Raw genomic sequence first — 21209 nt, 5'->3', positions numbered from 1 at the left:
CAACTCCGTGATGAACGGGGTGGGCCGTGAGATGCCGCATCGTCGCTTTTTACCTGACCGCCATCCTCGCTCCCCGACAAGGACTGCCGCCCGAGTTTCCGGCCAGTTTCCTGTCCAGTCGTCGGGATGCCGGCGATCTTGCCGGGCTTCTACTCCTCGCGGCAAAGCCTTGCCAAGTGGCTTTATTGTCCAAGGGGGCGTTCACCTGCCGGGTTTGGACCAAAGGATAAGGCCTAAGAGCCCGACCCGCAGGACTTTTGGGTCGGGCTTTAAAAGCATGCGATGCGCTCCAGCCCTTGCGCCGCCAGCACCGGGCGCAAGGTTTCGACATCGGCGTCGAGGCGGGTGAACAAGGCCAGATCGGGCGCCTCGCGCACGAAATCCTGGCCCTGCGTGAGCGTGGCGATGCGCCGCGCGATCCCGGCCGAACCGTCGATGAAGGATACGCCGGGGCCAAAGGCACGGCCCAGATCGGCTTCGATCAGGGGGAAGTGCGTGCAGGCCAGCACCACGGTATCGATCCGCGCGCCATCGGGTTGCTCGCGCAGGGCCTGGGCCGCGCGGTCGAACACGGCGGGGTCGACATCCTGCCCGCGCAGCCGCGCTTCGGCGGCGGCGACGAGTTCGGGCGCGCCGTGGCGCAACAGGCGCTTGTCGGCGGCAAATTCGGCTTCGAGCCGGTCGACATAGCCCTGGCGGATGGTCGCCTGCGTGCCCAGCAGGCCGATCACCCCGCTGCGGGTCAGTGCGGCGGCAGGCTTGATCGCGGGGACGGTGCCCACGATCGGCACTTCGAGCACCTCGCGCACCGAGGCAAGCGCGATGGTCGAGGCCGTGTTGCAGGCAATGCACACGAGGCGCGGACGCAGCCGCTCGGTCAGGCGTCCGAGCAGCCCGGAAACCCGCGCGGCGATCTGCGCTTCGGTCTTGGTGCCATAGGGCAGCCCGGCATTGTCGGCGACATAGATCACCGGCGCCTGCGGCAGGAGCGCGCGCACCTGCGCCAGCACGGAAAGCCCGCCGACCCCGGAATCGAACAGCAGGAGCGGGGCTTGCGCGGCAGGCAGGCGCAGGGGCAGGGAACCGGCGACGGGGAGCGGGGAAGACGTCATCGCCACCGCTTTTAGCCAGTGTGGCAGCAAAAAGGGAGGGGGCAGTGCTGCGCGGTGCCTTCCGATTGTCGGCAAGCGCGGCTAAGGCGGCGCTGTGACCATTTCCCTTGCCCTTCAGGCCCTGATCCCGGCCTATCTGCTCGGCTCGATTCCGTTCGGCCTCATTCTCACCCGCCTGACCGGCGCTGGCGACTTGCGCGCCATCGGTTCGGGCAACATTGGCGCGACCAATGTCCTGCGCACCGGGCGCAAGGGCGTGGCGGCGGCCACGCTGCTGCTGGACCTGTTCAAGGGCGCGGCGGCGGTCTGGCTGGTGCGCGCGATGCTGCCGGGCGCCGAAGTCATGGCGGCGGGCGGGGCGGTGCTCGGTCATTGCTTCCCGGTCTGGCTGCGGTTTCGCGGCGGCAAGGGCGTGGCGACGCTGATGGGGGTTTCGCTCGGTCTGGCCTGGCAGATCGGCCTTGCCTATGCGGTGGTGTGGATTGGCCTTCTGGCCTTGCTGCGCATTTCCTCGGTGGCGGGCATGGCTGCCGCGATTGCGGCGCCGCTTGCCGCGCTGGCCATCGGGCGGCCCGATTATGCCGCCGAACTGGGCGGCCTTGCCGCGCTCGTGCTGTTTCTTCACCGCGCCAATATCGCCCGCCTGCTTGCCGGGACCGAACCGCGCGTTGGCGGCTCGCGCAAGAAGGCCGAGGGCGCCGCTCCGGGCGATCAGGCCTGATGGTCTGGCCGGACGAAAGGCCCCGCGCGCCGCTTTCGTCCGCCGAAGCCTTTGCCCGTCTACGCCTCCTGCGCTCGCCGCGCGTGGGGGCGGTGACCTATTATCACCTGCTGGCCAGCCATGGCAGCGCGGCTGCCGCGCTCGATGCATTGCCTGGCCTGGCGGCGCGGGGCGGGGCGGCCTATCGCCCGGCGGACCCGGCACGCATCCGCGCCGAGATGGACGCGCTCGATGCCATGGGCGGGCGCTATCTGTTTCACGACGATCCCCACTATCCCGACCTTCTCGCCCAGATGGAGGGCGCCCCGCCGATCCTGAGCCTGCTGGGCGAGGGGGCCTTGCTCGACCAGCCCGGCGTTGCCATCGTGGGCGCGCGCAACGCTTCGGCAGCAGCGATGCGGCTGGCCCGCGAATTTGCCGCCGCCCTTGTCGCGCAAGGCTATGCCGCGGTTTCGGGCATGGCGCGCGGGGTCGATGCAGCGGCCCATCGCGGCGCCCTGCTGCCGGGCACGGCGGCACAGGGAGGCGGGACCATCGGAGTGATCGGCGGGGGCCTCGACAAGCCCTATCCGCCCGAAAACATCGATCTTCATGGCGTCATGGCCCGCGAGGGCCTGCTCGTGGCCGAAATGCCGATGGGGACCGAGCCGCAGGCCCGCCATTTCCCCCGCCGCAACCGCATCATCGCCGGGCTTTGCGCGGGAACCGTGGTGGTCGAGGCGGCGCCCGGTTCGGGCTCGCTGATCACCGCGCGGCTGGCGGGCGAGGTCGGGCGCGAGGTCATGGCCATTCCCGGCTCGCCGCTCGATTCGCGCGCACATGGCTGCAACCAGTTGATTCGCGACGGGGCGATCCTCGTCCAGACCCCTTCCGACGTGATCGAACTGATCGAAAGTTTCACCGGCACCCCGCGCTCGACTTTCCGCGAACCGGCCCACGGCCTGTCCCCGGTCTTCGTGCCGCCCACCGATGAAGGCCCGGCGGACATCGAGCCCCTGCTCGGCGTGGCGCCGATTGCGGTCGATGAACTCGTGCGCCAGAGCGGGGCTTCGCCGGGCGCGGTGCAACTCGCCCTGCTCGAACTCGAACTGGCCGGGCGGCTGATCCGTCATGCCGGGGGGCGGGTATCGCTTGGCTGATCGCGCACATTCGTTCAGGGGGACACGCGTGTGGCACGGTGATGCGTCCGACTCGCCTCTTGACGGGGTGGTCTTCCCTTCGTCACCCTCACACGCACGTATACGCGTAAGGACATTTCGACCCTCGCCATGAAGCTTGTCATCGTAGAATCCCCGGCCAAGGCCAAGACCATCGAGAAGTACCTGGGCCCCGGCTACAAGGTTCTGGCATCCTATGGCCATGTCCGCGACCTTCCGGTCAAGGACGGCTCGGTCCGCCCGGACGAGGATTTCGCCATGGACTGGGAGCTTTATGGCGACAAGCAGTCGCGCGTGAAGGCCATTGCCGACGCCGCCAAGGAAGCCGACAGCCTGATCCTCGCGACTGACCCTGATCGCGAGGGCGAGGCGATTTCATGGCATGTGCGCGAACTGCTGTCCAAGCGCCGCGCGCTGCCCAAGGCGGTCAGCCGGGTGACGTTCAACGCGATCACCAAGCAGGCGGTCACGACTGCCATGGCCGCCCCGCGCGAGCTGGATCAGGACCTGATCGACGCCTATCTGGCGCGCCGTGCGCTCGACTACCTGTTCGGTTTCACGCTCTCGCCGGTGCTCTGGCGCAAGCTGCCCGGCGCCAAGTCGGCGGGCCGCGTGCAGTCTGTCGCGCTGCGCCTGATTGTCGAGCGCGAGCGCGAGATCGAGACGTTCAAGGCGCAGGAATACTGGTCGGTTGCCGCGCGCATGGAGCACGATGGCACGCCGTTCGTCGCGCGCCTCGTCAAGTTCGAGGGCCAGAAGCTCGACCGCCTGTCGCTGGGCGAGGAAGGCGTGGCGATGCGCGCCAAGGCTGTCGTCGAGGCGGGCACGTTCCGCGTCGAGGATGTCGACGTGCGCCCCACGCGCCGCAATCCCTCGCCCCCGTTCACCACCTCGACCCTGCAACAGGAAGCCGCGCGCAAGCTGGGCTTTTCGGCCAGCCACACGATGCGCGTGGCCCAGACGCTCTACGAAGCAGGCGCGATCACCTACATGCGTACCGACGGCGTGCAGATGGACCCGAGCGCCATCGATGCCGCACGCCGCGCCATTTCCGACCGCTACAACGGCCACTTCCTGCCCGAAAAGCCGCGCGTCTACGAAACCAAGGCCAAGAACGCGCAGGAAGCCCACGAAGCGATCCGCCCGACCGACTTTACCCGCGACCATTATGGCAGCGGCGACGAGGCGCGGCTCTATGATCTTGTCTGGAAGCGCGCGCTGGCCAGCCAGATGGCTTCGGCGGCCATCGAGCGCACGACCGTGACCCTGCGCGAAGGCACCGGCCAGCACGACTTGCGCGCGACGGGCCAGGTCGTGAAGTTCCCCGGCTTTCTGGCCGTCTATGAAGAAGGCCGCGACCAGAAGGCCGATGGCGACGACGAGGACGCCAACCTCCTGCCCATGCTCAACAAGGGCGATTGCCCGGCCAAGCAGGGCGTCGACGCCACGCAGCACTTCACCCAGCCGCCGCCGCGCTATTCGGAAGCCAGCCTCGTCAAGCGGCTGGAGGAACTGGGCATCGGGCGCCCTTCGACGTATGCGGCAACGCTTCAGGTTCTGAAAGATCGCGCCTATGTGCGTACCGAGAAGAACCGCTTCTTTGCCGAGGAAAGCGGGCGCATGCTCACCGCCTTCCTCGAACGCTTCTTCGACCGCTATGTCGCCTATGAATTCACGGCGGGCATGGAAGACGAACTCGACGACGTGTCGGGTGGCCGCGCCGCGTGGAAGCAGGTGCTTGCCGAATTCTGGCGCGACTTCAAGCCCAAGGCCGACGAGGTCATGGAGAAGAAGCCGAGCGAGGTGACCGCCGAACTCGACGTGTTTCTGGGGGACTACCTGTTCCCCCCGCGCGCCGATGGCCACGATCCGCGCGAATGCCCCAAGTGCGGCGAAGGCCGCCTGTCGCTGCGCGGTGGCCGCTATGGCGCATTCATCGCCTGCTCGAACTATCCCGAGTGCAAGTTCACCCGCAAGTTCGCCCAGCCCGGCGGCGCGGAAGGCGAGGGTGGCGACGATACCCCGCTGGGCAAGGATCCGGCGACGGACCTTGAGGTCACCCGCCGCACGGGCCGTTTCGGGCCCTATATCCAGCTTGGCGAGGGCAAGGAGGCCAAGCGCGCCTCGATCCCCAAGGACATTCCCGAACTCGATCTGGAATGGGCGCTCAAGTTGCTGCATCTGCCGCGCGAACTGGGGCCGCATCCGGAAACGGGCAACATGATCACCGCCTCGATCGGGCGCTATGGTCCCTATCTGGCTCATGACGGCAAGTATGCACGGCTCAAGTCGACCGCCGAGGTCTTCGAGACGGGTATGAACGCGGCGGTCGTGCTGCTGGCGGAAGCGGCCAGCGGGGCAGGGCGTCGCGGCGCGCGCACCGCCGCCGAACCGCTCAAGACCTTTGGTGTGCACCCGACGTCGGGCGGCGAAATCAAGCTCATGGCCGGGCGCTATGGTCCTTATGTGACCGACGGCACCACCAATGCCACGCTCCCGCGCGACAAGCAGCCCGAAACCCTGACCGAGCAGGAAGCGATCACCCTGATCGACGAACGCGCCGCCAAGGGCCCGGCCAAGGGCAAGAAGAAGGCCCCGGCCAAGAAGGCGGCACCCAAGAAGGACGCTGCTGCCAAGAAGGAACCGGCAGCCAAGAAGGCTCCGGCCAAGAAAGCCGCCGCACCCAAGAAAAAAGCCCCCGCCAAGAAGGCAGAGGCCTGAAACCCTGATCCTCCCCGCTCGGCGGGGAGGTGGCAGGCCGCAAGGCCTGACGGAGGGGTTTTGAAAGCGCAGCGCAGTTCCCCTCCACCCCGCGTTCCGGGCGGTCCCCCTCCCCAAGGTGTGGAGAGGATCGGGAAGCCTCATCCGCGCCGATCCTCCCCGCTTGGCGGGGAGGTGGCAGGCCGCAAGGCCTGACGGAGGGGTTTTGAGGGCGCAGCGCAGATCCCCTTCACCCCGCGTTCCGCGCGGTCCCCCTCCCCACGGTGTGGGGAGGATCGGAAAGCATCCTCCCCGCTTGGCGGGGAGGTGGCGGGCCGCAAGGCCCGACGGAGGGGCGGCGGCTTACTTCACCCAGTCGAGCCCGATTTCTTCATAGATTTCGCGGCTCTCGGCCCAGTTTTCCTCGACCTTCACATGGAGGAAGAGGTGGACCTTGATCCCCAGCAGTTCGGCCAGTTCCTTGCGCGAGGCTTCGCCGATGGCCTTCAGCTTCGAGCCGGCCTTGCCCAGCACGATCCCGCGCTGGCTGTCGCGCGCGATCACGATTTGCTGGTGGATTTCGACCGAGCCGTCCTTGCGGTACTGGTAGCTTTCCGGGCGCACCGCGCTGTCATAGGGCAGTTCGTCGTGAAGCTGGCGGTAGATCTGCTCGCGGGTGATCTCGGCGGCGAGCAGGCGTTCCGAGGCGTCGGACACCTGATCTTCGGGATAGTGCCACGGGCCTTCGGGCATCAGGGCGGCAAGGCGCGTCTTCAATTCGGGCACGCCGTCGCCGGTCAGCGCCGAGACGAAGAACACTTCGTCGAACTGGCCTTGCGCGCTCAGTTCCTCGGCCATGACCAGCAGGGGTTCCTTGGGCGTGGCGTCGACCTTGTTGAGCACGAGGAACTTGCGCTCCTTGCGCTCGGCCAGCGAGGCGAGGATCGGTTCGAGGTATTCGCGCTTCTTCTTGCGTGCATCGACCACCAGCAGGATCGCGTCGGCTTCCTGCGCGCCTTCCCAGGCGGCGCTGACCATTGCGCGGTCCAGGCGGCGGCGCGGTTCGAACAGGCCGGGGGTATCGGCCAGAATGATCTGGGCGCGCCCTTCGAGGGCGATGCCCATCAGGCGCGCGCGGGTGGTCTGGGCCTTGGCCGAGACGATGGCGACCTTCTGGCCGACCAGCGCGTTGACCAGCGTGGACTTGCCCGCATTGGGCGCGCCGATCACGGCAACCAGGCCGCAGGTATCGGGGCCGCAGGTATCGGGGCCGCAGGTATCGGGGCCGCAGGTATCGGGCATGCTGGTTTCGGGGGTATTTGGGGTGGAGTCTGTCATGAAAGAAAGATGAACCTGATGGCGCCCTTCGGCAAGCCGGGGGCTTTTGCAAAAAATGGCGAAAATGCCGGGCCCGGAGGGCTCAGGCGAACTGCTTGAGGAAATCGCGCGCGGCGGCGGTCTCGGCTTCCTGCTTGCTCGATCCGCGGGCCTGCGTCTCGCCCACGCCGTTGACGCTCACTTGCACGGTGAACGTGGCGGCATGGTCGGGGCCGGAGCGGTCGATCAGGGCATAGACCGGCGGCTTGCGGCGATTGCCCGCCGCCCATTCCTGAAGCGCGGCCTTGGGGTGCTTGCGCTGCCCGGCGCCTGCGCGCATCGGCTTGTCCCAGGCCTTGCGGATGAAATCGCGCGCGGCGGGAAAGCCGCGTTCGAGGAACAGCGCGCCGATCAGCGCCTCCATCACGTCGCCCAGGATGTTGTCGCTGTCTGCGCCGCCATCGTCGCGGGCCTGCTTGCCCAGGCGAATGTGGGCCGGAACGCCCAGCGCGCGCGCGACATCGGCGCAGGTCTCGCGGCTGACGAGCGCGTTGAGGCGCTGCGAAAGCTTGCCTTCGGCCGCATCGCTCAAGCCATGGAGCCAGTCGGCCACGGCCAGGCCCAGCACGCGGTCGCCGAGGAATTCGAGGCGCTGGTAATCGCGCGCCTCGCCCATCGAACCGTGGGTCAGGGCCTCGTGCCAGAGCGCGCCCTGCTTGACCGGAAAACCGGTCAACTGGGCGAGGAACGCGGCGGTTTCGGGGGTGAGGGGCGTGCTCAGAACATCCCCCCGATACGCTTCCAGCGCAGTGCCGTGAACCAGGTCCAGGGCAGGAACCAGTTGGCCGAACCGTCGGTCGACCACATCACGATCGTCGCGCGGCCCACGAGGTTGTCCTGCGGGACAAGGCCGATGCCGCCGCCTTCGACGGCCGGGAAACGGCTGTCCATCGAGTTGTCGCGGTTGTCGCCCATCAGGAACAGCTTGCCTTCGGGCACGACCACCGGGGGCGTATCGTCCTGCGGGCGATAGCCGAGGTCGAGCACGTTGTAGCTCTTGCCGCTGGGCAGCGTTTCGCGGAACTGCGGATAGTGGCAGGTCTGCTTGCCGTCGGCTTCGGTCACGGCGAAGTCGGGCGAGATGCAGTCGGTATTGGCCGAGACGGGGATCACGAAGTCCTCGATCTTGACCTTGGGCACGGTCTTGCCGTTGAGGTGCAGCACGCCGCCGATCATCTGCACGGTATCGCCCGGAAGGCCGATCACCCGCTTGATATAGTCGACATCATTGCCCGGAGGGGCCTTGAAGATCACCACGTCGCCCCGCTCGGGCTGCCCGGCGAAGATGCGCTTGGCGGGCAGCAACGGCAGGCTGTAGGGCAGCGAATAGCGCGAGAAGCCATAGGGCCACTTGGCCGCGAGCAGATAGTCGCCATCCTCCAGCCTCGGCAGCATGGATTCCGAGGGAATGTTGAACGGCGAGAAGAAGAAGCTGCGGAAGATGGCCACGATCAGCACCAGCTTGATCACGAAGACCGGGAAGCTGTCTTCCTTCCGGGGCTTGCGGGTGCCCTGCGCCGGCTTGCCGGGCGCGGGGGCCGCAGATGTTTCGACCGCGGGGTTCGCGGGTTCGGGCGTTTCATTCATCGTCGGGGTCATGTGGAGGGCGCGTGCATCCGTCAAGAAGGAATGCAACGCCCATAGCCTCTGGCAAATACGTTTGCACGCGCCGTTCGTCGAGGCGAACGTATGCTTGGAAGATCGGCGTCAAGCGGGCATGAGGGGAAATACACGCAATTCCCAATAAAGGACAGGATGACAATGGCAGCACAGGACCAGACCGCGCTGTGGAGCGCGCTTGAGGCGCTGGACCAGCCCACCCTTGCCACGCTCTTTGCCGATCCGGCCCGGCTCGATGCCTATGCCGCCACGCTCGACCTGCCCGGCGGCCCGATTCGCTTCGACTGGTCCAAGACCCATCTTTCTCCTGCCGTCGAAGCCGTGCTGGCCGATCTGGCGCAGGCCACGGACTTTGCCGGCAAGCGCGCGGAATTGCTCTCGGGCGCGAAGATCAACAACACCGAAGGCCGCGCCGCCGAACACACCGCCCAGCGCGGCGTGGGCGCGGAAGCCAGCGTCGAGGAAGCCGATGCGCTCCACGCACGCATGGCGCTGCTGGTCGATGCGATCCACGAAGGCCTGCTGGGCGAGGTGAAGAGCCTGATCCACATCGGCATCGGCGGGTCCGCGCTCGGCCCGGCGCTGGCCATCGACGCGCTCGCCCGCGAGGACGCCAAAGTCGCCGTCCATGTCGTCTCCAACATCGATGGTTGCGCGCTCGAAGCGGCGATGAAGCAGTGCGATCCGGCCACCACGCTGATCGCGCTCGCGTCCAAGACGTTCACCACCACCGAAACCATGGTCAATGCGGCCAGCGCGCTCGAATGGCTGCGCGAGGGCGGCGTGGCCGATCCCTATGGCCGGGTCATCGCGCTGACGGCGGCGCCGGAAAAGGCGGTCGAATGGGGCGTCGATGAAACGCGCATCCTGCCGTTCTCGGAAACCGTGGGCGGGCGCTATTCGCTGTGGTCGTCGATCGGCTTCCCGGTCGCGCTCGCGCTCGGCTCGGTCGCCTTCGCCGAATTCCTCGAAGGCGCGAAGGCCATCGACGAACATTTCCGCGATGCGCCCATCGGGGAAAACGTCGTCGTGCGCGCCGCCTTTGCCGACCTCTATTACACGCAGGCGCTCGGCTGCCAGACGCGCGCGGTCTTCGCCTATGACGAACGCCTCGCCCTGCTGCCCGACTATCTCCAGCAACTGGAAATGGAATCGAACGGCAAGCGCGTCCACGCCGATGGCACGCCGCTTTCCCGGCCCAGCGCGCCGATCACCTGGGGCGGCGTTGGCACCGATGCCCAGCATGCGGTGTTCCAGTTGCTCCATCAGGGCACGCACCTGATCCCGGTCGATTTCCTCGCTGTCAAGGTGCCCGGCCACGATCTCGACCCGGCGCACCACAAGATCCTGCTGTCGAACTGCTTCGCGCAAGGCGCCGCGCTCATGGCGGGCAAGGCCAGCGAGGACGGCGCGCGTGCCTATCCGGGCAACCGCCCTTCGGCCACGATCCTGTGCGACGACCTGAACGCGGCGACGCTGGGCGCGCTGATCGCCTTCCACGAACACCGCACGTTCGTTTCGGCGATGCTGCTGGGGATCAACCCGTTCGACCAGTTCGGCGTCGAACTGGGCAAGGCGATTGCCAAGCAGATCGACGCAGGCGGCGGCGGGGGCTTCGACCCCAGCACCGAGGCGCTGCTCGCGCTTTCTGGCATCGGCGTCGAATAAGCGCCTGATTCAAAATTCGCCGAAGAGGGCTGGCGCCGGAGGGGCTTGATTGCCATATCCGGCGCCAGTTTTTTGTCTGCCCATGCCGAGGATTGCCATGACCGACCCAGCCCCCCAGCCGACTTACGACTATGACCTGTTCGTGATCGGGGCCGGTTCGGGGGGCGTGCGCGCCAGCCGGATTGCCGCCGGCTATGGCGCGCGGGTCGCCGTGGCCGAGGAATATCGCGTGGGCGGAACCTGCGTGATCCGCGGCTGCGTGCCCAAGAAGCTGCTGGTCTACGGATCGCATTTTGCCGAGGAACTTCAGGACGCGGCCAACTATGGCTGGAGCGTGGAGAACCTCAAGTTCGACTGGGCGACCTTGCGCGATGCGGTGCTCAGGGATGTCGACCGCCTCAATGCGGCCTATACGAACACGCTCGACAACAACAAGGTCGAGCACTTCCTCGAACGCGCGACGATTGCCGGCCCCCACACGGTAAAGCTCGCCAGCGGGCGCGAAATCACGGCGAAGGTCATCCTCGTGGCGACGGGCGGCTGGCCGGTCATGCCCACGTTCGAGGGCGCCGAACACGCCATCAGCTCGAACGAGGTCTTCCACCTCGAAGCCTTGCCCAAGCGTGTGGTGATTTCCGGCGCGGGCTATATCGCGATGGAATTTGCCGGGATCTTCAACGCGCTGGGCTGTCAGGTCACGGTGGTCAACCGCAGCGAGACGATCCTGCGCGGCTATGACGCGAGCCTGCGCGATCGCCTGCTCCAGATCACCATGGCGCGCGGCATCCAGTATCGCTTCAACTGCGGGATCGAGCGCATCGAGAAGCAGGCCGATGGCACGCTGCTCACCCACCTCAAGGGCCAGAGCGACCCGCTGCCCGCCGATGTCGTGCTGGTGGCGACCGGGCGCCGCCCCAAGACCGACGGGCTGGGCCTTGAAAATGCAGGGATCGTGCCGGGCAGCCATGGCGAGATCGTGGTAAACGATCTGGCGCAGACCGCGTGCCCGAGCATCTATGCCGTGGGCGACGTGACCAACCGCATCCAGCTCACGCCCGTCGCCATCCGCGAGGGTCATGCTTTTGCCGACCGCGTGTTCGGCGGCAAGGACACCCGCGTTGCCTACGATTGCGTGCCCAGCGCGGTGTTTTCGCAGCCTCCGATTGCCAGCGTGGGCCTGACCGAGGCGCAGGCGCGCGAGAAGCTGGGCAATGCGGTCAAGATCTTCACCTCGGACTTCCGCCCGATGAAGAACATCTTCGGCCACCGTCCCGAGCGCGGCCTCTACAAGCTGGTCGTCGATGCGCAGAGCGACAAGGTTCTGGGGGTCCACCTGATCGGCCCGGAAGCGCCCGAAGTGCTTCAGGGCGCGGCCATCGCGGTCAAGGCCGGGCTGACCAAGGCCGATTTCGATGCGACCGTGGCGCTGCATCCCTCGATGGCCGAGGAACTGGTGCTGATGCGCTGAAATTGCGCGGATGGGGCGGAAGGGCCCGGCTCAAGGTCGGGGCCCTCACACAAAAGAACGCCGGGTAAACCGCCGCCGCAAGGCCCCCGTGCGGCACCGGCCCGGCACCGGCAGCAGGGCCTGAACCAGAGCCCGCCCGATCCAGACCAATTTGGCTCCGCGCGAAACCCGCGTCCGGCTGTCCCAGGCGCGCGTTCCCCGCGCCGCCACTTGCCGGGCTATCGCGCCATAGATCCCGGCTGCGGCCAGAATGGCCCAGCGCTGGCGAAAGCGCAGCCGGGCCGCGCCGATCCGCGCGGAATCCTCGTGCGGCCGTGCCAGATCGCACAGCCTTGCGGTGAGCCCGGCCAGAACGGGCCGATAAGGCGGCTTGAGCTGCTCGCCGGGGGGAATATCGGCATCGGCCAGCCACTGCGCGGGCAGGTAGCAGCGCCCGGCGGCGTCATCCTCGGCCAGATCGCGCGCAATATTGGCAAGCTGGAAGGCCAGCCCCAGATCGGCGGCGCGGTCGAGCGTGTCTTCGTCCCGAGGAGAAACGCCCATGACCACGGCCATCATCACCCCGACCGCGCCGGCCACATGCCAGCAATAGCGCATGAGGTCGGCCTCCTCGCGCGGGTGCCAGTCGGTCACGTCGAGGGCGAAACCGGCGATCACGTCTTCGGCCATGGCCGGGGTCAGCCCGGTTTCGCGGGCGACCACGCCCAGCGCGTCGAAGGCAGGGGTGCCGGTCGGCGTTCCGGCAAAGGCCTGTGCGGTGAGCGCGCGCACGTGCGCGAGGCGGGCCGGGGCGCCTGCCTGATCGCCCAGCGCCCCGCCCAGATCCTGCGCATCGATCAGGTCGTCGCAGGCCCGCGCCCAGGCATAGAGCAACCAGACCCGCTCGCGCGTGACGGCGTCGAACAGGCGCGAGGCCGCCGCGAAGCTTTTCGAGCCCTTGGCAATCGTCTCGCGCGCATGGGCGACGAGAGCGTCCCGCGAAAAGGAAGAAGCCGTGTTCAGAGGTCCGCCGCGTTCATCGCGAAGATCGGCTTGTGCGGTTCGTGCGCGGCCATGCGGGTGAGCAGGAGATCGAGTTCATGCTCGGCGATCATGATCCCGGCGTGGACCTGCCGGATGAAGCCGGTCTCGATCATGCGGGCATTGAACGCGAGCAGGTGGTCATAGAACCCGAAGGCATTGAGCACGCCCACCGGCTTGGCGTGATAGCCCAGCTGGGCCCAGCTGATCGCTTCCCACAACTCGTCCATGGTGCCCACCCCGCCCGGCAGGGTGAGGAAGCCGTCGGACAGCTCGACGAAGGCCTGCTTGCGCTCGTGCATGCCGCGCACGATGTCGAGCCGGGTGAGGCCGGTATGCGCCACTTCGGCGCTCACCAGTGCCTCGGGGATCACCCCGATCACTTCGCCCCCGGCCTCCAGCGCGCCATCGGCAACCGCCCCCATCAGGCCCAGCCTGCCGCCGCCATAGACGACGCCGATGCCCCGTTCGGCCAGTTGGCGGCCGACCTGGGCTGCCAGTTCGACATACCGGGTGTCGGCCGGGCTGGCCGATCCGCAATAGACCGCGATGCGCTTCACTTGAGATTCTCCAGCATGAGATCGCCCGACATGAGATCGTCCAGCATGAGACTGGCGGTGGCCTTGGCACTGCCCACGACGCCGGGAATCCCCGCGCCCGGATGCGTGCCGGCGCCCACCAGATAGAAATTGGCGATGTCGTCGTCGCGATTGTGCCCCCGGAACCAGGCGCTTTGCGTCAGGATCGGTTCGAGGCTGAACGCGGAGCCCTGAAACGCGGCGAGGTCATCGGAAAAGTCGGTCGGGGTATAGTGGAATTTGGTGACAATCCGGCTGTGGATGTCGGGGATCAGGCGGCGCCCGATCTCGTCGAGCACGCGCTTTTCGAGGATCGGCCCGATTTCGTCCCAGTCGAGCGGCAGCTTGCCCAGATTGGCCACCGGCACCAGCGCGTAGAACGTGCTCATCCCCGGCGGCGCCACCGAAGGATCGGTCACGGTCGGATGGTGGAGGTAGATCGAGAAATCCTGCGGCAGCACGCCATGCTGGAAGATGTCGTCGAGCAGGCCCTTGTAGCGCGGCCCGAACAGGATCGAATGGTGCGGGATGCCCGGCCAGGTGCCCTCGATGCCGAAATGGACGACGAACAGGCTGGGCGAGAACCGCTTGCGCTTGAGCGCGGCGGCGCGGCGGCGGCCCACCGGGCTCTCGCCCAGCAGGTCACGATAGGTGTGCATGATGTCGCCGTTCGAGGCGACCGCATCGAAATTGCCGTGCCAGCCGCTCGCGGTGTGGATGCCGGTCACGCGGTTGCCCAGTGTCTCGATCCGCTCGACCTTGTCGCCCAGCCGCACTTCGCCGCCGATCCGCTCGAACTGGCGGACCATGGCCGCCACCAGTTGGTTGGTGCCTCCGCGCGCCCACCACACGCCGCTGTCCTTTTCCAGCTTGTGGATCAGCGCATAGATTGCGCTGGTGGTCATCGGGTTGCCGCCCACGAGCAGGGTGTGGAAACTGAACGCCTCGCGCAGTTTCTCGCTTTCGAGGAACTTCGAGACGACCGAATAGACCGAGCGCCAGGCCTGATAGCGGGCGAGGGCAGGCGCGGCCCTGACCATGCTGGCAAAGTCGAGGAAGGGCACGGAGCCCAGCTTGACATAGCCTTCCTGGTAGACCCCGCCCGCATAGAGCAGGAATTCCTCGTAACCGGCGATGTCGCGCGGGGAAATCCGCGCGATTTCGGCGCGCAGGGCCACTTCGTCGTTGGAATAGTCGAACGTCGTCCCGTCGGGCCAGTTAAGCCGGTAGAACGGCATGACGGGCAGCAACTCCACGTCATCGGCCATGCGGTGGGCAGAGAGCGCCCAGAGTTCCTCAAGGCAGGCCGGATCGGTGATCACCGTGGGGCCGGCGTCGAACGTGAAGCCGTCGCGCTCCCAGACATAGGCGCGCCCGCCCGGCTTGTCGCGCGCCTCGACCAGCGTGGTCTGCACGCCGCCTGCCTGAAGGCGGATCGCCAGGGCAAGGCCGCCAAATCCGGCACCGATGACGCATGCGCGTTTCATTTTACTTGCGTATCCCAGCCAGAGTGAGGGGCTTTGCGCCCGGACCGCGCCGCTTGAACAGCGAGGCCGCCAGAACCGGCAGCGCGCGTGTCACGGGCACGGGTGGCCGTCCGGCAAACACGCGCAGACGGTCGAGACGCGTGCTCTTGCCCGCATAGAAGCGTTCGATCAACCCGCTGTCGAGCCCATAGAAATGTTCGAGCATCCGATAGCGGTCCATCGGCGGCGCGGCGAGGAACAGCATGGCCGAGAGCGTGCGCGCAAAGCGCCCCTTGCGCCAGTGCTGCTCGGCCCAGTTCCGGGAGAAATCGGCAAGGGCCTCGTGCGAGAGGTCGTCCTGCCGGGCAAGGGCCAGGGCCTGGCGCAGGGCCTCGGGCAGGCTGTAGCCGGTGACCGGATGGAACAGCCCCGCGCGCGTGCCCGCCCGCGCGCCATGGCCGCCGCTCGACCGCCAGAAGCCCTCCCAGTCTCCCCCGGCGACGACTGGCAGGACGCCGCGCTCCTCGTCGAGCACGGCCTCGATCATCCACCCCTGCGCACGGGCATAGGCCGCGATGCGCAAGGCCAGCGCGGGCTGGTCGATGGTCGGGCTGTCGGAATAGTAGGTGTCCTCGATGAAGATCTCTTCGGGGGCGAGCGGCAGGCAATAGACAAAGCGGAAACCGTCGATCTGCTCGACCCCGGCATCCATGACGATGGGCCGGGCAAGGCCGTGGGGATGGGCAAGGCGCAGGCGCTGGCCCACGAATTTCTGCCAGCCGCCGGTCAGGTGCCCGTGGTGGCGCATCCCGCGGGCATCGATCACCGCCCCGCATTCGACCCGCGTGCCATCGGCCAGCGTGACAGCGCCAGTGCCCGCTGCCAGCACGCGCGCGCCCGTCAATACGGCTTCGGGCGGGAGCGCGGCGCGCACGACCGCATCGAAACGCGCCGAGGTGATCGTGTAGTAGCTGGTCGAAAGATCGCGGCGATAGCGCGGAAAGCGCACGCCATAACCGGGCCAGGCCTGCTCGACCATCGGCGCGATCAGGTCGCGTCCGGCCTTGCCCACATCGGTTCCGAAGAACGACCAGCGGTGATGGCCGCCCAGCGTCTGCTCCTGTTCGATCAGCAGCAGCGAGCATTCGGGCCGCGCCTTGCGCAGGGCCAGGGCGATCAGTCCCCCGGAAAGCCCCCCTCCCAGGATCGCGATGTCGGCGTGACGCAAACTCATCATGTCCAGCGTTACGGCAGGCGAGGGGGGCTGGCAACAGGCGCGCGCAAACAGGACAGGTGACGGGAAGGAGGGATGACAGGCTGGAACCGGGAGGGCATGGTAAACGTTTGGCGAGGGAATGGGACGCCAGGCCATGACGGGCTTGCGCATGCCCAGGTTACCCCAACGGAGATACGCCGATGAAAAAGGCACTCATGGTGCTCGCCCTGGCCGCCTCGGGCCTGACGGCTGCCTGCACCGACGACTATGGCTATGGCGGGGGCTATGGCGGGCGTCCGGGCTATGCAGGCCACCACCGGGGCTATGATGGCGGTTATGGCCGGGGCGGGGATTGGGGCTATTATGATCGCGGCTACTACAGCCAGTACGGCGGCTATGACTATGACCGCCCCGATCCGCGCTACAACGGCTATTATGCCGAACGCTATTACCGCGCCGACCCGCGCTATGGCGAACGGCGGCTGAGCATGAACGACCGGGTCTATCGCGGTGGCGACGGGCGCTATTACTGCCGCCGTTCGGATGGCACGACCGGGCTGATCGTGGGCGGCCTTGCCGGTGCGGCGCTCGGCTCGATGATCGCGCAAGGGGATTCGCGGCCCCTGGGGGCGATTATCGGGGGCATCGGCGGCGCGGCGGCTGGCGCGGCCATCGACAGCAACAACGTGCGCTGCCGCTGATCCCTGCCCGAGGGAGTCCCACGGAAAAGGCCCTTCTGCCGGTTTGCGGCAAAAGGGCCTTCCGGGGATCGGATTGGGGCCTGCCATGCATGGGGCAGGCCACCGGGAGGCGGGGAGCTCGGGCGTCGTGACCGATCAGGCCATCAGGCGCCGCGCCCGCCCTCGGGTCACTTTTCCTCGACGGTGATGCCCATCTTCTTCACGTCGTTCAGCGAGAAGCTGACCGGACGATCGTTGAAGGTGCCTTCGACCGACTTCTTGCGGATATGCAGTTCGAAGGGCATCTTGCCGGCATAGGCCGTGCCGCGCACGATCTTTTCGGCGCCCTTGGTCTCGGTGGTGTAGGAATAGTTCACGCCCTTGTAGGCAAAGCTGTCGGCAGCGCCCGGCGTGGTCGTGATGGCTTCGGCATGCGCTGCGACGGGCGCGCCAGCGAGAAGAACGACGGCGAAAGCCCCACGGACGAACTTGGGAGCGATCGGGAACGAAGAAGGAAGCATGGCAATTTCCCTTGGCAAGAAGGTGAGATTGCCTTCGGACACCCGTCTGTTGTGTTCTTGTTGCGATCCGTTTTGCCCATGCTGCACTTGCGAGCAATTGATTAGCCCGCCTGCATGATTGCGTAACGTGCAACTCAATTGCGTCCCGCGCGGAAAAATCTTCGTTTTCAAGACAGCGGCAGGATCGCCGTTTTTTTGCAGGGCGCGCACCCTGCCGCACAAAATACCCCGAGTGGCGAAAGTCCTCAGCTTTGGAAGGTGCTTTCGAGGGACATTGCGCCGTCGAGGCGGCGCGAGGCGGGGGCGTTCCGGCCCGACGCCGCCTGCCCGGCGCGCTCGGGCGCAGGCAGGCGGACAGGGGGCAGATCGATAGGCCGACAGGTGCTTTCAGGCGCCCTTGCGGATCAGCGCTTGCGCACGAACTCGGCGCGCAGCACGAGGCCCTTGATCCCGTCGAACTTGCAGTCGATTTCCTGCGCGTCGCCGGTCAGGCGGATCGACTTGATCAGGGTGCCGCGCTTGAGCGTCTGTCCGGCGCCCTTCACGTCGAGATCCTTGATCAGGGTGACCTGGTCCCCGTCGGCCAGCAGATTGCCCACGGCGTCGCGCACTTCCACGGTGTTGGCCGCAGCCTGCTTGGCCGCCAGTTCGGAAGCGGTCATCCATTCGCCGGTGTCTTCGTCGTAGACGTAGTCTTCGTCGCTCATCGTTGTCCTTTCGGGTTGGGGCCTGCCCCGGTTGCGGGCGGGCCCGCCCATGCGAAAGGACGGCCCCGCTCACGGGGAAGGCTGGTGTTCTGTTTCGTGCATGGCCCGGCTTGCGCCGTTTTTGGTTGGGCCAACATCATTCAGGCCTGCTTCGGCCATGGCGGCGCTGGCATGGCCCGGCGTGATCAGGGCGCCGGTGATCCATATCGCGCCAAGGGCCAGGATGGCCAGCGACAGGCTGATCAGCAGGCCCCAGCGCACCAGGGCAAGGCCGATGCTGTCGCGGTCCTGATGACCATTGGCCTGGCCATTGGGCCGGGACATGGCTGGGGCAGGCTGGGCGGAGGCAAGCTGGGCGGGGGCAGGCCGGGGCCCGTCCTGCTGTTGCCTGTCCTGTCTTTCGGCGTCGCGCGGGTCGTCGCGATACACGGGGGCGCTCTCCTTGGCGGGTCGGGGACGGGCCACGGTCGTGTGGCTCGCGCTCAGTTCCAACTTACGCCCGGAGAGTGTATCGGGTTCCGGCCAACCCTGCGGTTTGCGCCCAAATCATGTCTTCGTATCTGCCCGCCCGGCGCGAAGGCCGGGCGGGCAGGGGTATCGATCAGTCGCGCAGCAGGTCGTTGATGCCGGTCTTGCTGCGGGTCTGCGCGTCGACGGTCTTGACGATCACCGCGCAGTAGAGCGAGGGGCCGGGGGTGCCGTCGGGCAGGGGCTTGCCGGGCATCGCGCCGGGGACGACCACCGCATAGGGCGGCACGCGGCCAATGTGGACTTCGCCGGTCGCGCGGTCGACGATCTTGGTGCTTGCGCCCAGGTACACGCCCATCGAAAGCACGGCGCCTTCGCCCACGATCACGCCTTCGGCCACTTCCGAACGCGCGCCGATGAATGCGCCGTCCTCGATGATCACCGGACCAGCCTGAAGCGGTTCGAGCACGCCGCCAATGCCGGCGCCGCCCGAGATGTGGACGTTCTTGCCGATCTGCGCGCACGAGCCGACCGTGGCCCAGGTGTCGACCATGGTGCCTTCATCGACGAAGGCGCCGATGTTGACGAAGCTGGGCATGAGCACGACGCCCTTGGCGATATGCGCGCCGCGCCGCGCCACGGCGCCGGGCACCACGCGGAAACCGGCGGCGCGGAAGGCCGCATCGTCCCAGCCGTCGAACTTGCTGGGCACCTTGTCGAACGCCGGGGCGCCGCCTGCGCCGCCTTCGATCACGACATTGTCGTTGAGGCGGAACGAGAGCAGCACGGCCTTCTTGAGCCACTGGTTGACGACCCATTCGCCGTCGATCTTCTCGGCCACGCGCACTTTGCCCGCGTCGAGCAGGGCAAGGGCTTCCTCGACCACCGCGCGCACGTCATCGCTGCGCGGGGTGACATCGGCGCGCGCTTCCCAGGCGGCTTCGATGGCGGCTTCGAGCTGTGCGGTCATGCGTCAATTTCTCCGACAAAATATGCTGTATCAGGCAGGAATGGATCGTTTGGGCGACTAGCCGAGGCGGCCGGTGGCGGCAAGCGCGTCGAGCCAGCCGGGCAGGTCCTGTCCGGCGGTGGCGTCGATGGTGTCGTCGATGGCGCCTTCGACCATGGCGCGCGCGCCCCAGTCGGTCCCGAAGTCGAGCCAGACGGTCTGCATGCCCATGGTCTTGGCCGGGGTGAGGTTGCGGGCGCTGTCCTCGAAGAAGACCGCGCGCGCGGGGTCGACATCGAAGGTCGAGACAAAGCCGCGATAGGCCGAAGGCTCGGGCTTGGGGCGATAGTCCATCGCGTGGATGTCGTAGAGCCCCTCGAAGCAGTCGGTGATGTCCAGCGCTTCGAGCACGCGCGCCGCATAGGGCGCGTCGCCATTGGTGAAGACGAGGCGGCGGCCCGGCAGGCGCATCAGCCGCTCGCGCAGGCGCGGCGCGCGGGCAAGCGGGGCCATATCGATATCGTGGACGAAGCCGAGGAACTCGTAAGGGTCGACCCCGTGGAAGTGCATGAGCCCGGCCAGCGTGGTGCCGTGGTCGTGGAAATACATCTTCTGCACCCGGCGCGCCTCGGCATGATCGCAGCCCAGCAGGTCGGCGATATACATGCCCATGCGCAAGTCGATCTGGTCGAACAGGCATGTCGAGGCGGGGTAGAGCGTGTTGTCCAGATCGAAGATCCAGCAATCCACGCGCGAAGGGTCAAACGGCATCAGGTATCCTTGGGGCGGGCCGCAAGGGCGACCCGATACGCAAGATCAGCGGGCGCATGATCGGCTTGGGAGGGAAGAATGCAAGTCTCCGGGCGCCTGCCCGCAAATCGGGCGCGGGGCAAGCCCGGAAGTGGCGTGGTGGCGGCATTTGCGAGGTCTTGCTTGGGCGCGCGGGGCAGGGCAAGAGCGCAAGCCCACGCGCATTTCGCCCCGAAGACTGGACCCCATGCCCGAAACGCCCATTCCTTCCGCTTCGCCTGCCTTCCGTCCGCGCGGGCTGATCATCGGGGTGGACGAGGCCGGGCGCGGGCCGCTGGCAGGGCCCGTGGTGGCCGGCGCGGTCGTGCTCGGGCGGCGGCGGATCGAGGGGCTCGACGATTCAAAGAAGCTGACCGCCCGCCGCCGCGCCCTGCTCGAAGCCGAGATCAAGGACCGCTGCCACTGGGCGGTCGGCGTGGTGGACCCCGAGGAGATCGACCGGCTCAATATCTTCGGCGCGACGATGCTGGCCATGACGCTGGCGGTCGAGGCGCTGCTGGCCCGGATCGGAGAGGAAAAGCCGGTGCGCGAGGTGCGGGTCGATGGCAATCTCACCCCGCAGGGGCGGTGCGCGCAATGGCTGTGGCCCGCGCGCGCGATCGTCGGGGGCGATGCGATCGAACCGTGCATCTCGGCAGCCTCGATCATCGCCAAGGAACACCGCGACCGCCTGATGAAGGAGGCCGCCCAGCGCTACCCGCACTATGGCTGGGAGCGCAACGCGGGCTATGGCACGGCGCAGCATCTGGCGGCCCTGCGCGCCCATGGGCCCACCCCGCTCCATCGCCGCAGTTTCGCGCCGGTTGCGCAACTGGTGCTGTTCCAGACGTGATCTGTGGTCCTTCGCAACGTTGCGAAACCCTGCGCGACTCGCGATGCAAGGCCCGAAAATAAATTCCCCACAAGTTTGCATACCACATCTTGAGTCATGTGCTGTGTGACAGACTCAAGATATGGTTTTGCCCCCCTTC

At 67.2% G+C, this 21209-nt stretch carries 20 protein-coding genes; 7 read left to right on the top strand and 13 right to left on the bottom strand.

The genetic code is table 11. The annotated features are described in order from the left end of the window. Window positions 1-269: 269 nt before the first annotated feature. Window positions 270-1112, bottom strand: a complete 843-nt coding sequence (gene murI / locus SBI20_RS04555) for a glutamate racemase (RefSeq protein WP_317973929.1) — start codon at window positions 1110-1112, stop codon at window positions 270-272. Window positions 1113-1206: 94 nt separating this feature from the next. On the opposite strand from murI, the gene plsY reads away from it, so the two are divergent. The 3 genes from plsY (at window position 1207) to topA (ending at window position 5711) form a co-directional block, all read left to right on the top strand. Beyond that, window positions 1207-1833, top strand: a complete 627-nt coding sequence (gene plsY, locus SBI20_RS04550) for a glycerol-3-phosphate 1-O-acyltransferase PlsY (RefSeq protein ID WP_411911494.1) — start codon at window positions 1207-1209, stop codon at window positions 1831-1833. Continuing rightward, on the top strand, window positions 1833-2972 hold the full coding sequence (gene dprA, locus SBI20_RS04545; protein ID WP_317973928.1) for a DNA-processing protein DprA: 1140 nt from the start codon (window positions 1833-1835) through the stop codon (window positions 2970-2972). The genes plsY and dprA overlap by 1 nt, the downstream gene beginning before the upstream one ends. Before the next feature lie 129 nt (window positions 2973-3101). Next, window positions 3102-5711 carry a type I DNA topoisomerase gene (gene topA / locus SBI20_RS04540; RefSeq protein ID WP_317973927.1) on the top strand — a complete coding sequence of 870 codons (2610 nt, stop codon included), beginning with the start codon at window positions 3102-3104 and terminating at the stop codon, window positions 5709-5711. Window positions 5712-6053: 342 nt separating this feature from the next. On the opposite strand, the gene era is transcribed toward topA, so the two are convergent. The 3 genes from era to lepB all read right to left on the bottom strand — a co-directional run bounded on the left by era (window position 6054) and on the right by lepB (window position 8654). After that, on the bottom strand, window positions 6054-6992 hold the full coding sequence (gene era, locus SBI20_RS04535) for a GTPase Era (protein ID WP_317976038.1): 939 nt from the start codon (window positions 6990-6992) through the stop codon (window positions 6054-6056). 118 nt (window positions 6993-7110) lie between these two features. Continuing rightward, on the bottom strand, window positions 7111-7812 hold the full coding sequence (gene rnc / locus SBI20_RS04530; protein WP_317976037.1) for a ribonuclease III: 702 nt from the start codon (window positions 7810-7812) through the stop codon (window positions 7111-7113). Then, on the bottom strand, window positions 7785-8654 hold the full coding sequence (gene lepB, locus SBI20_RS04525) for a signal peptidase I (protein ID WP_317973926.1): 870 nt from the start codon (window positions 8652-8654) through the stop codon (window positions 7785-7787). The genes rnc and lepB overlap by 28 nt, the downstream gene beginning before the upstream one ends. A 168-nt stretch (window positions 8655-8822) precedes the next feature. On the opposite strand from lepB, the gene pgi reads away from it, so the two are divergent. Further along, window positions 8823-10355 (top strand): glucose-6-phosphate isomerase, encoded by a 1533-nt coding sequence (gene pgi / locus SBI20_RS04520; protein WP_317973925.1) that lies wholly within the window; start codon window positions 8823-8825, stop codon window positions 10353-10355. 97 nt (window positions 10356-10452) lie between these two features. Continuing rightward, entirely contained in the window at window positions 10453-11823 is a 1371-nt protein-coding gene (gene gorA, locus SBI20_RS04515; RefSeq protein WP_317973924.1) for a glutathione-disulfide reductase, read from the top strand. A gap of 45 nt (window positions 11824-11868) precedes the next feature. Here gorA and SBI20_RS04510 read toward each other — a convergent pair whose 3' ends face one another. From SBI20_RS04510 to crtY, 4 genes are read right to left on the bottom strand one after another with little or no spacing between them, the layout of a single operon-like run. Further along, window positions 11869-12825 (bottom strand): phytoene/squalene synthase family protein, encoded by a 957-nt coding sequence (locus SBI20_RS04510; RefSeq protein ID WP_317976036.1) that lies wholly within the window; start codon window positions 12823-12825, stop codon window positions 11869-11871. After that, window positions 12822-13403, bottom strand: a complete 582-nt coding sequence (locus SBI20_RS04505; RefSeq protein ID WP_317973923.1) for an LOG family protein — start codon at window positions 13401-13403, stop codon at window positions 12822-12824. The genes SBI20_RS04510 and SBI20_RS04505 overlap by 4 nt, the downstream gene beginning before the upstream one ends. Continuing rightward, complete coding sequence (locus tag SBI20_RS04500; RefSeq protein ID WP_317973922.1) at window positions 13400-14908, bottom strand: phytoene desaturase; 1509 nt, start codon at window positions 14906-14908, stop codon at window positions 13400-13402. Before SBI20_RS04500 ends, SBI20_RS04505 begins: the two co-directional genes overlap by 4 nt. Before the next feature lies 1 nt (window position 14909). Further along, window positions 14910-16124, bottom strand: a complete 1215-nt coding sequence (gene crtY, locus SBI20_RS04495; protein ID WP_317973921.1) for a lycopene beta-cyclase CrtY — start codon at window positions 16122-16124, stop codon at window positions 14910-14912. A 179-nt stretch (window positions 16125-16303) separates the two neighbouring features. On the opposite strand from crtY, the gene SBI20_RS04490 reads away from it, so the two are divergent. Then, window positions 16304-16804, top strand: a complete 501-nt coding sequence (locus SBI20_RS04490) for a glycine zipper 2TM domain-containing protein (protein ID WP_317973920.1) — start codon at window positions 16304-16306, stop codon at window positions 16802-16804. 167 nt (window positions 16805-16971) lie between these two features. On the opposite strand, the gene SBI20_RS04485 is transcribed toward SBI20_RS04490, so the two are convergent. From SBI20_RS04485 to SBI20_RS04465, 5 genes are all read right to left on the bottom strand, one after another. After that, on the bottom strand, window positions 16972-17304 hold the full coding sequence (locus SBI20_RS04485; protein WP_317973919.1) for a hypothetical protein: 333 nt from the start codon (window positions 17302-17304) through the stop codon (window positions 16972-16974). Window positions 17305-17708: 404 nt separating this feature from the next. Continuing rightward, the gene (locus SBI20_RS04480) at window positions 17709-18011 is read right to left on the bottom strand and encodes an alkylphosphonate utilization protein (RefSeq protein ID WP_317973918.1); all 303 of its coding nucleotides are present in this window, start codon (window positions 18009-18011) and stop codon (window positions 17709-17711) included. 69 nt (window positions 18012-18080) lie between these two features. After that, window positions 18081-18440 (bottom strand): hypothetical protein, encoded by a 360-nt coding sequence (locus tag SBI20_RS04475; protein WP_317973917.1) that lies wholly within the window; start codon window positions 18438-18440, stop codon window positions 18081-18083. 172 nt (window positions 18441-18612) lie between these two features. Next, complete coding sequence (gene dapD / locus SBI20_RS04470; protein WP_317973916.1) at window positions 18613-19449, bottom strand: 2,3,4,5-tetrahydropyridine-2,6-dicarboxylate N-succinyltransferase; 837 nt, start codon at window positions 19447-19449, stop codon at window positions 18613-18615. A gap of 57 nt (window positions 19450-19506) precedes the next feature. Continuing rightward, window positions 19507-20199, bottom strand: coding sequence for a pyrimidine 5'-nucleotidase (locus SBI20_RS04465; RefSeq protein WP_317973915.1), 693 nt, complete (start codon window positions 20197-20199; stop codon window positions 19507-19509). A gap of 226 nt (window positions 20200-20425) precedes the next feature. On the opposite strand from SBI20_RS04465, the gene SBI20_RS04460 reads away from it, so the two are divergent. Continuing rightward, a complete protein-coding gene (locus SBI20_RS04460; RefSeq protein WP_317973914.1) occupies window positions 20426-21070 on the top strand; it encodes a ribonuclease HII in 645 nt (214 codons plus the stop codon). Window positions 21071-21209 lie beyond the last annotated feature (139 nt).

The sequence above is a fragment of the Novosphingobium sp. IK01 genome, from assembly GCF_033242265.1.
Taxonomy (GTDB): domain Bacteria; phylum Pseudomonadota; class Alphaproteobacteria; order Sphingomonadales; family Sphingomonadaceae; genus Novosphingobium; species Novosphingobium pituita.
Note: the sequence above shows the minus strand (reverse complement) of the source record. Positions and strands in the feature narration are given on the sequence as shown.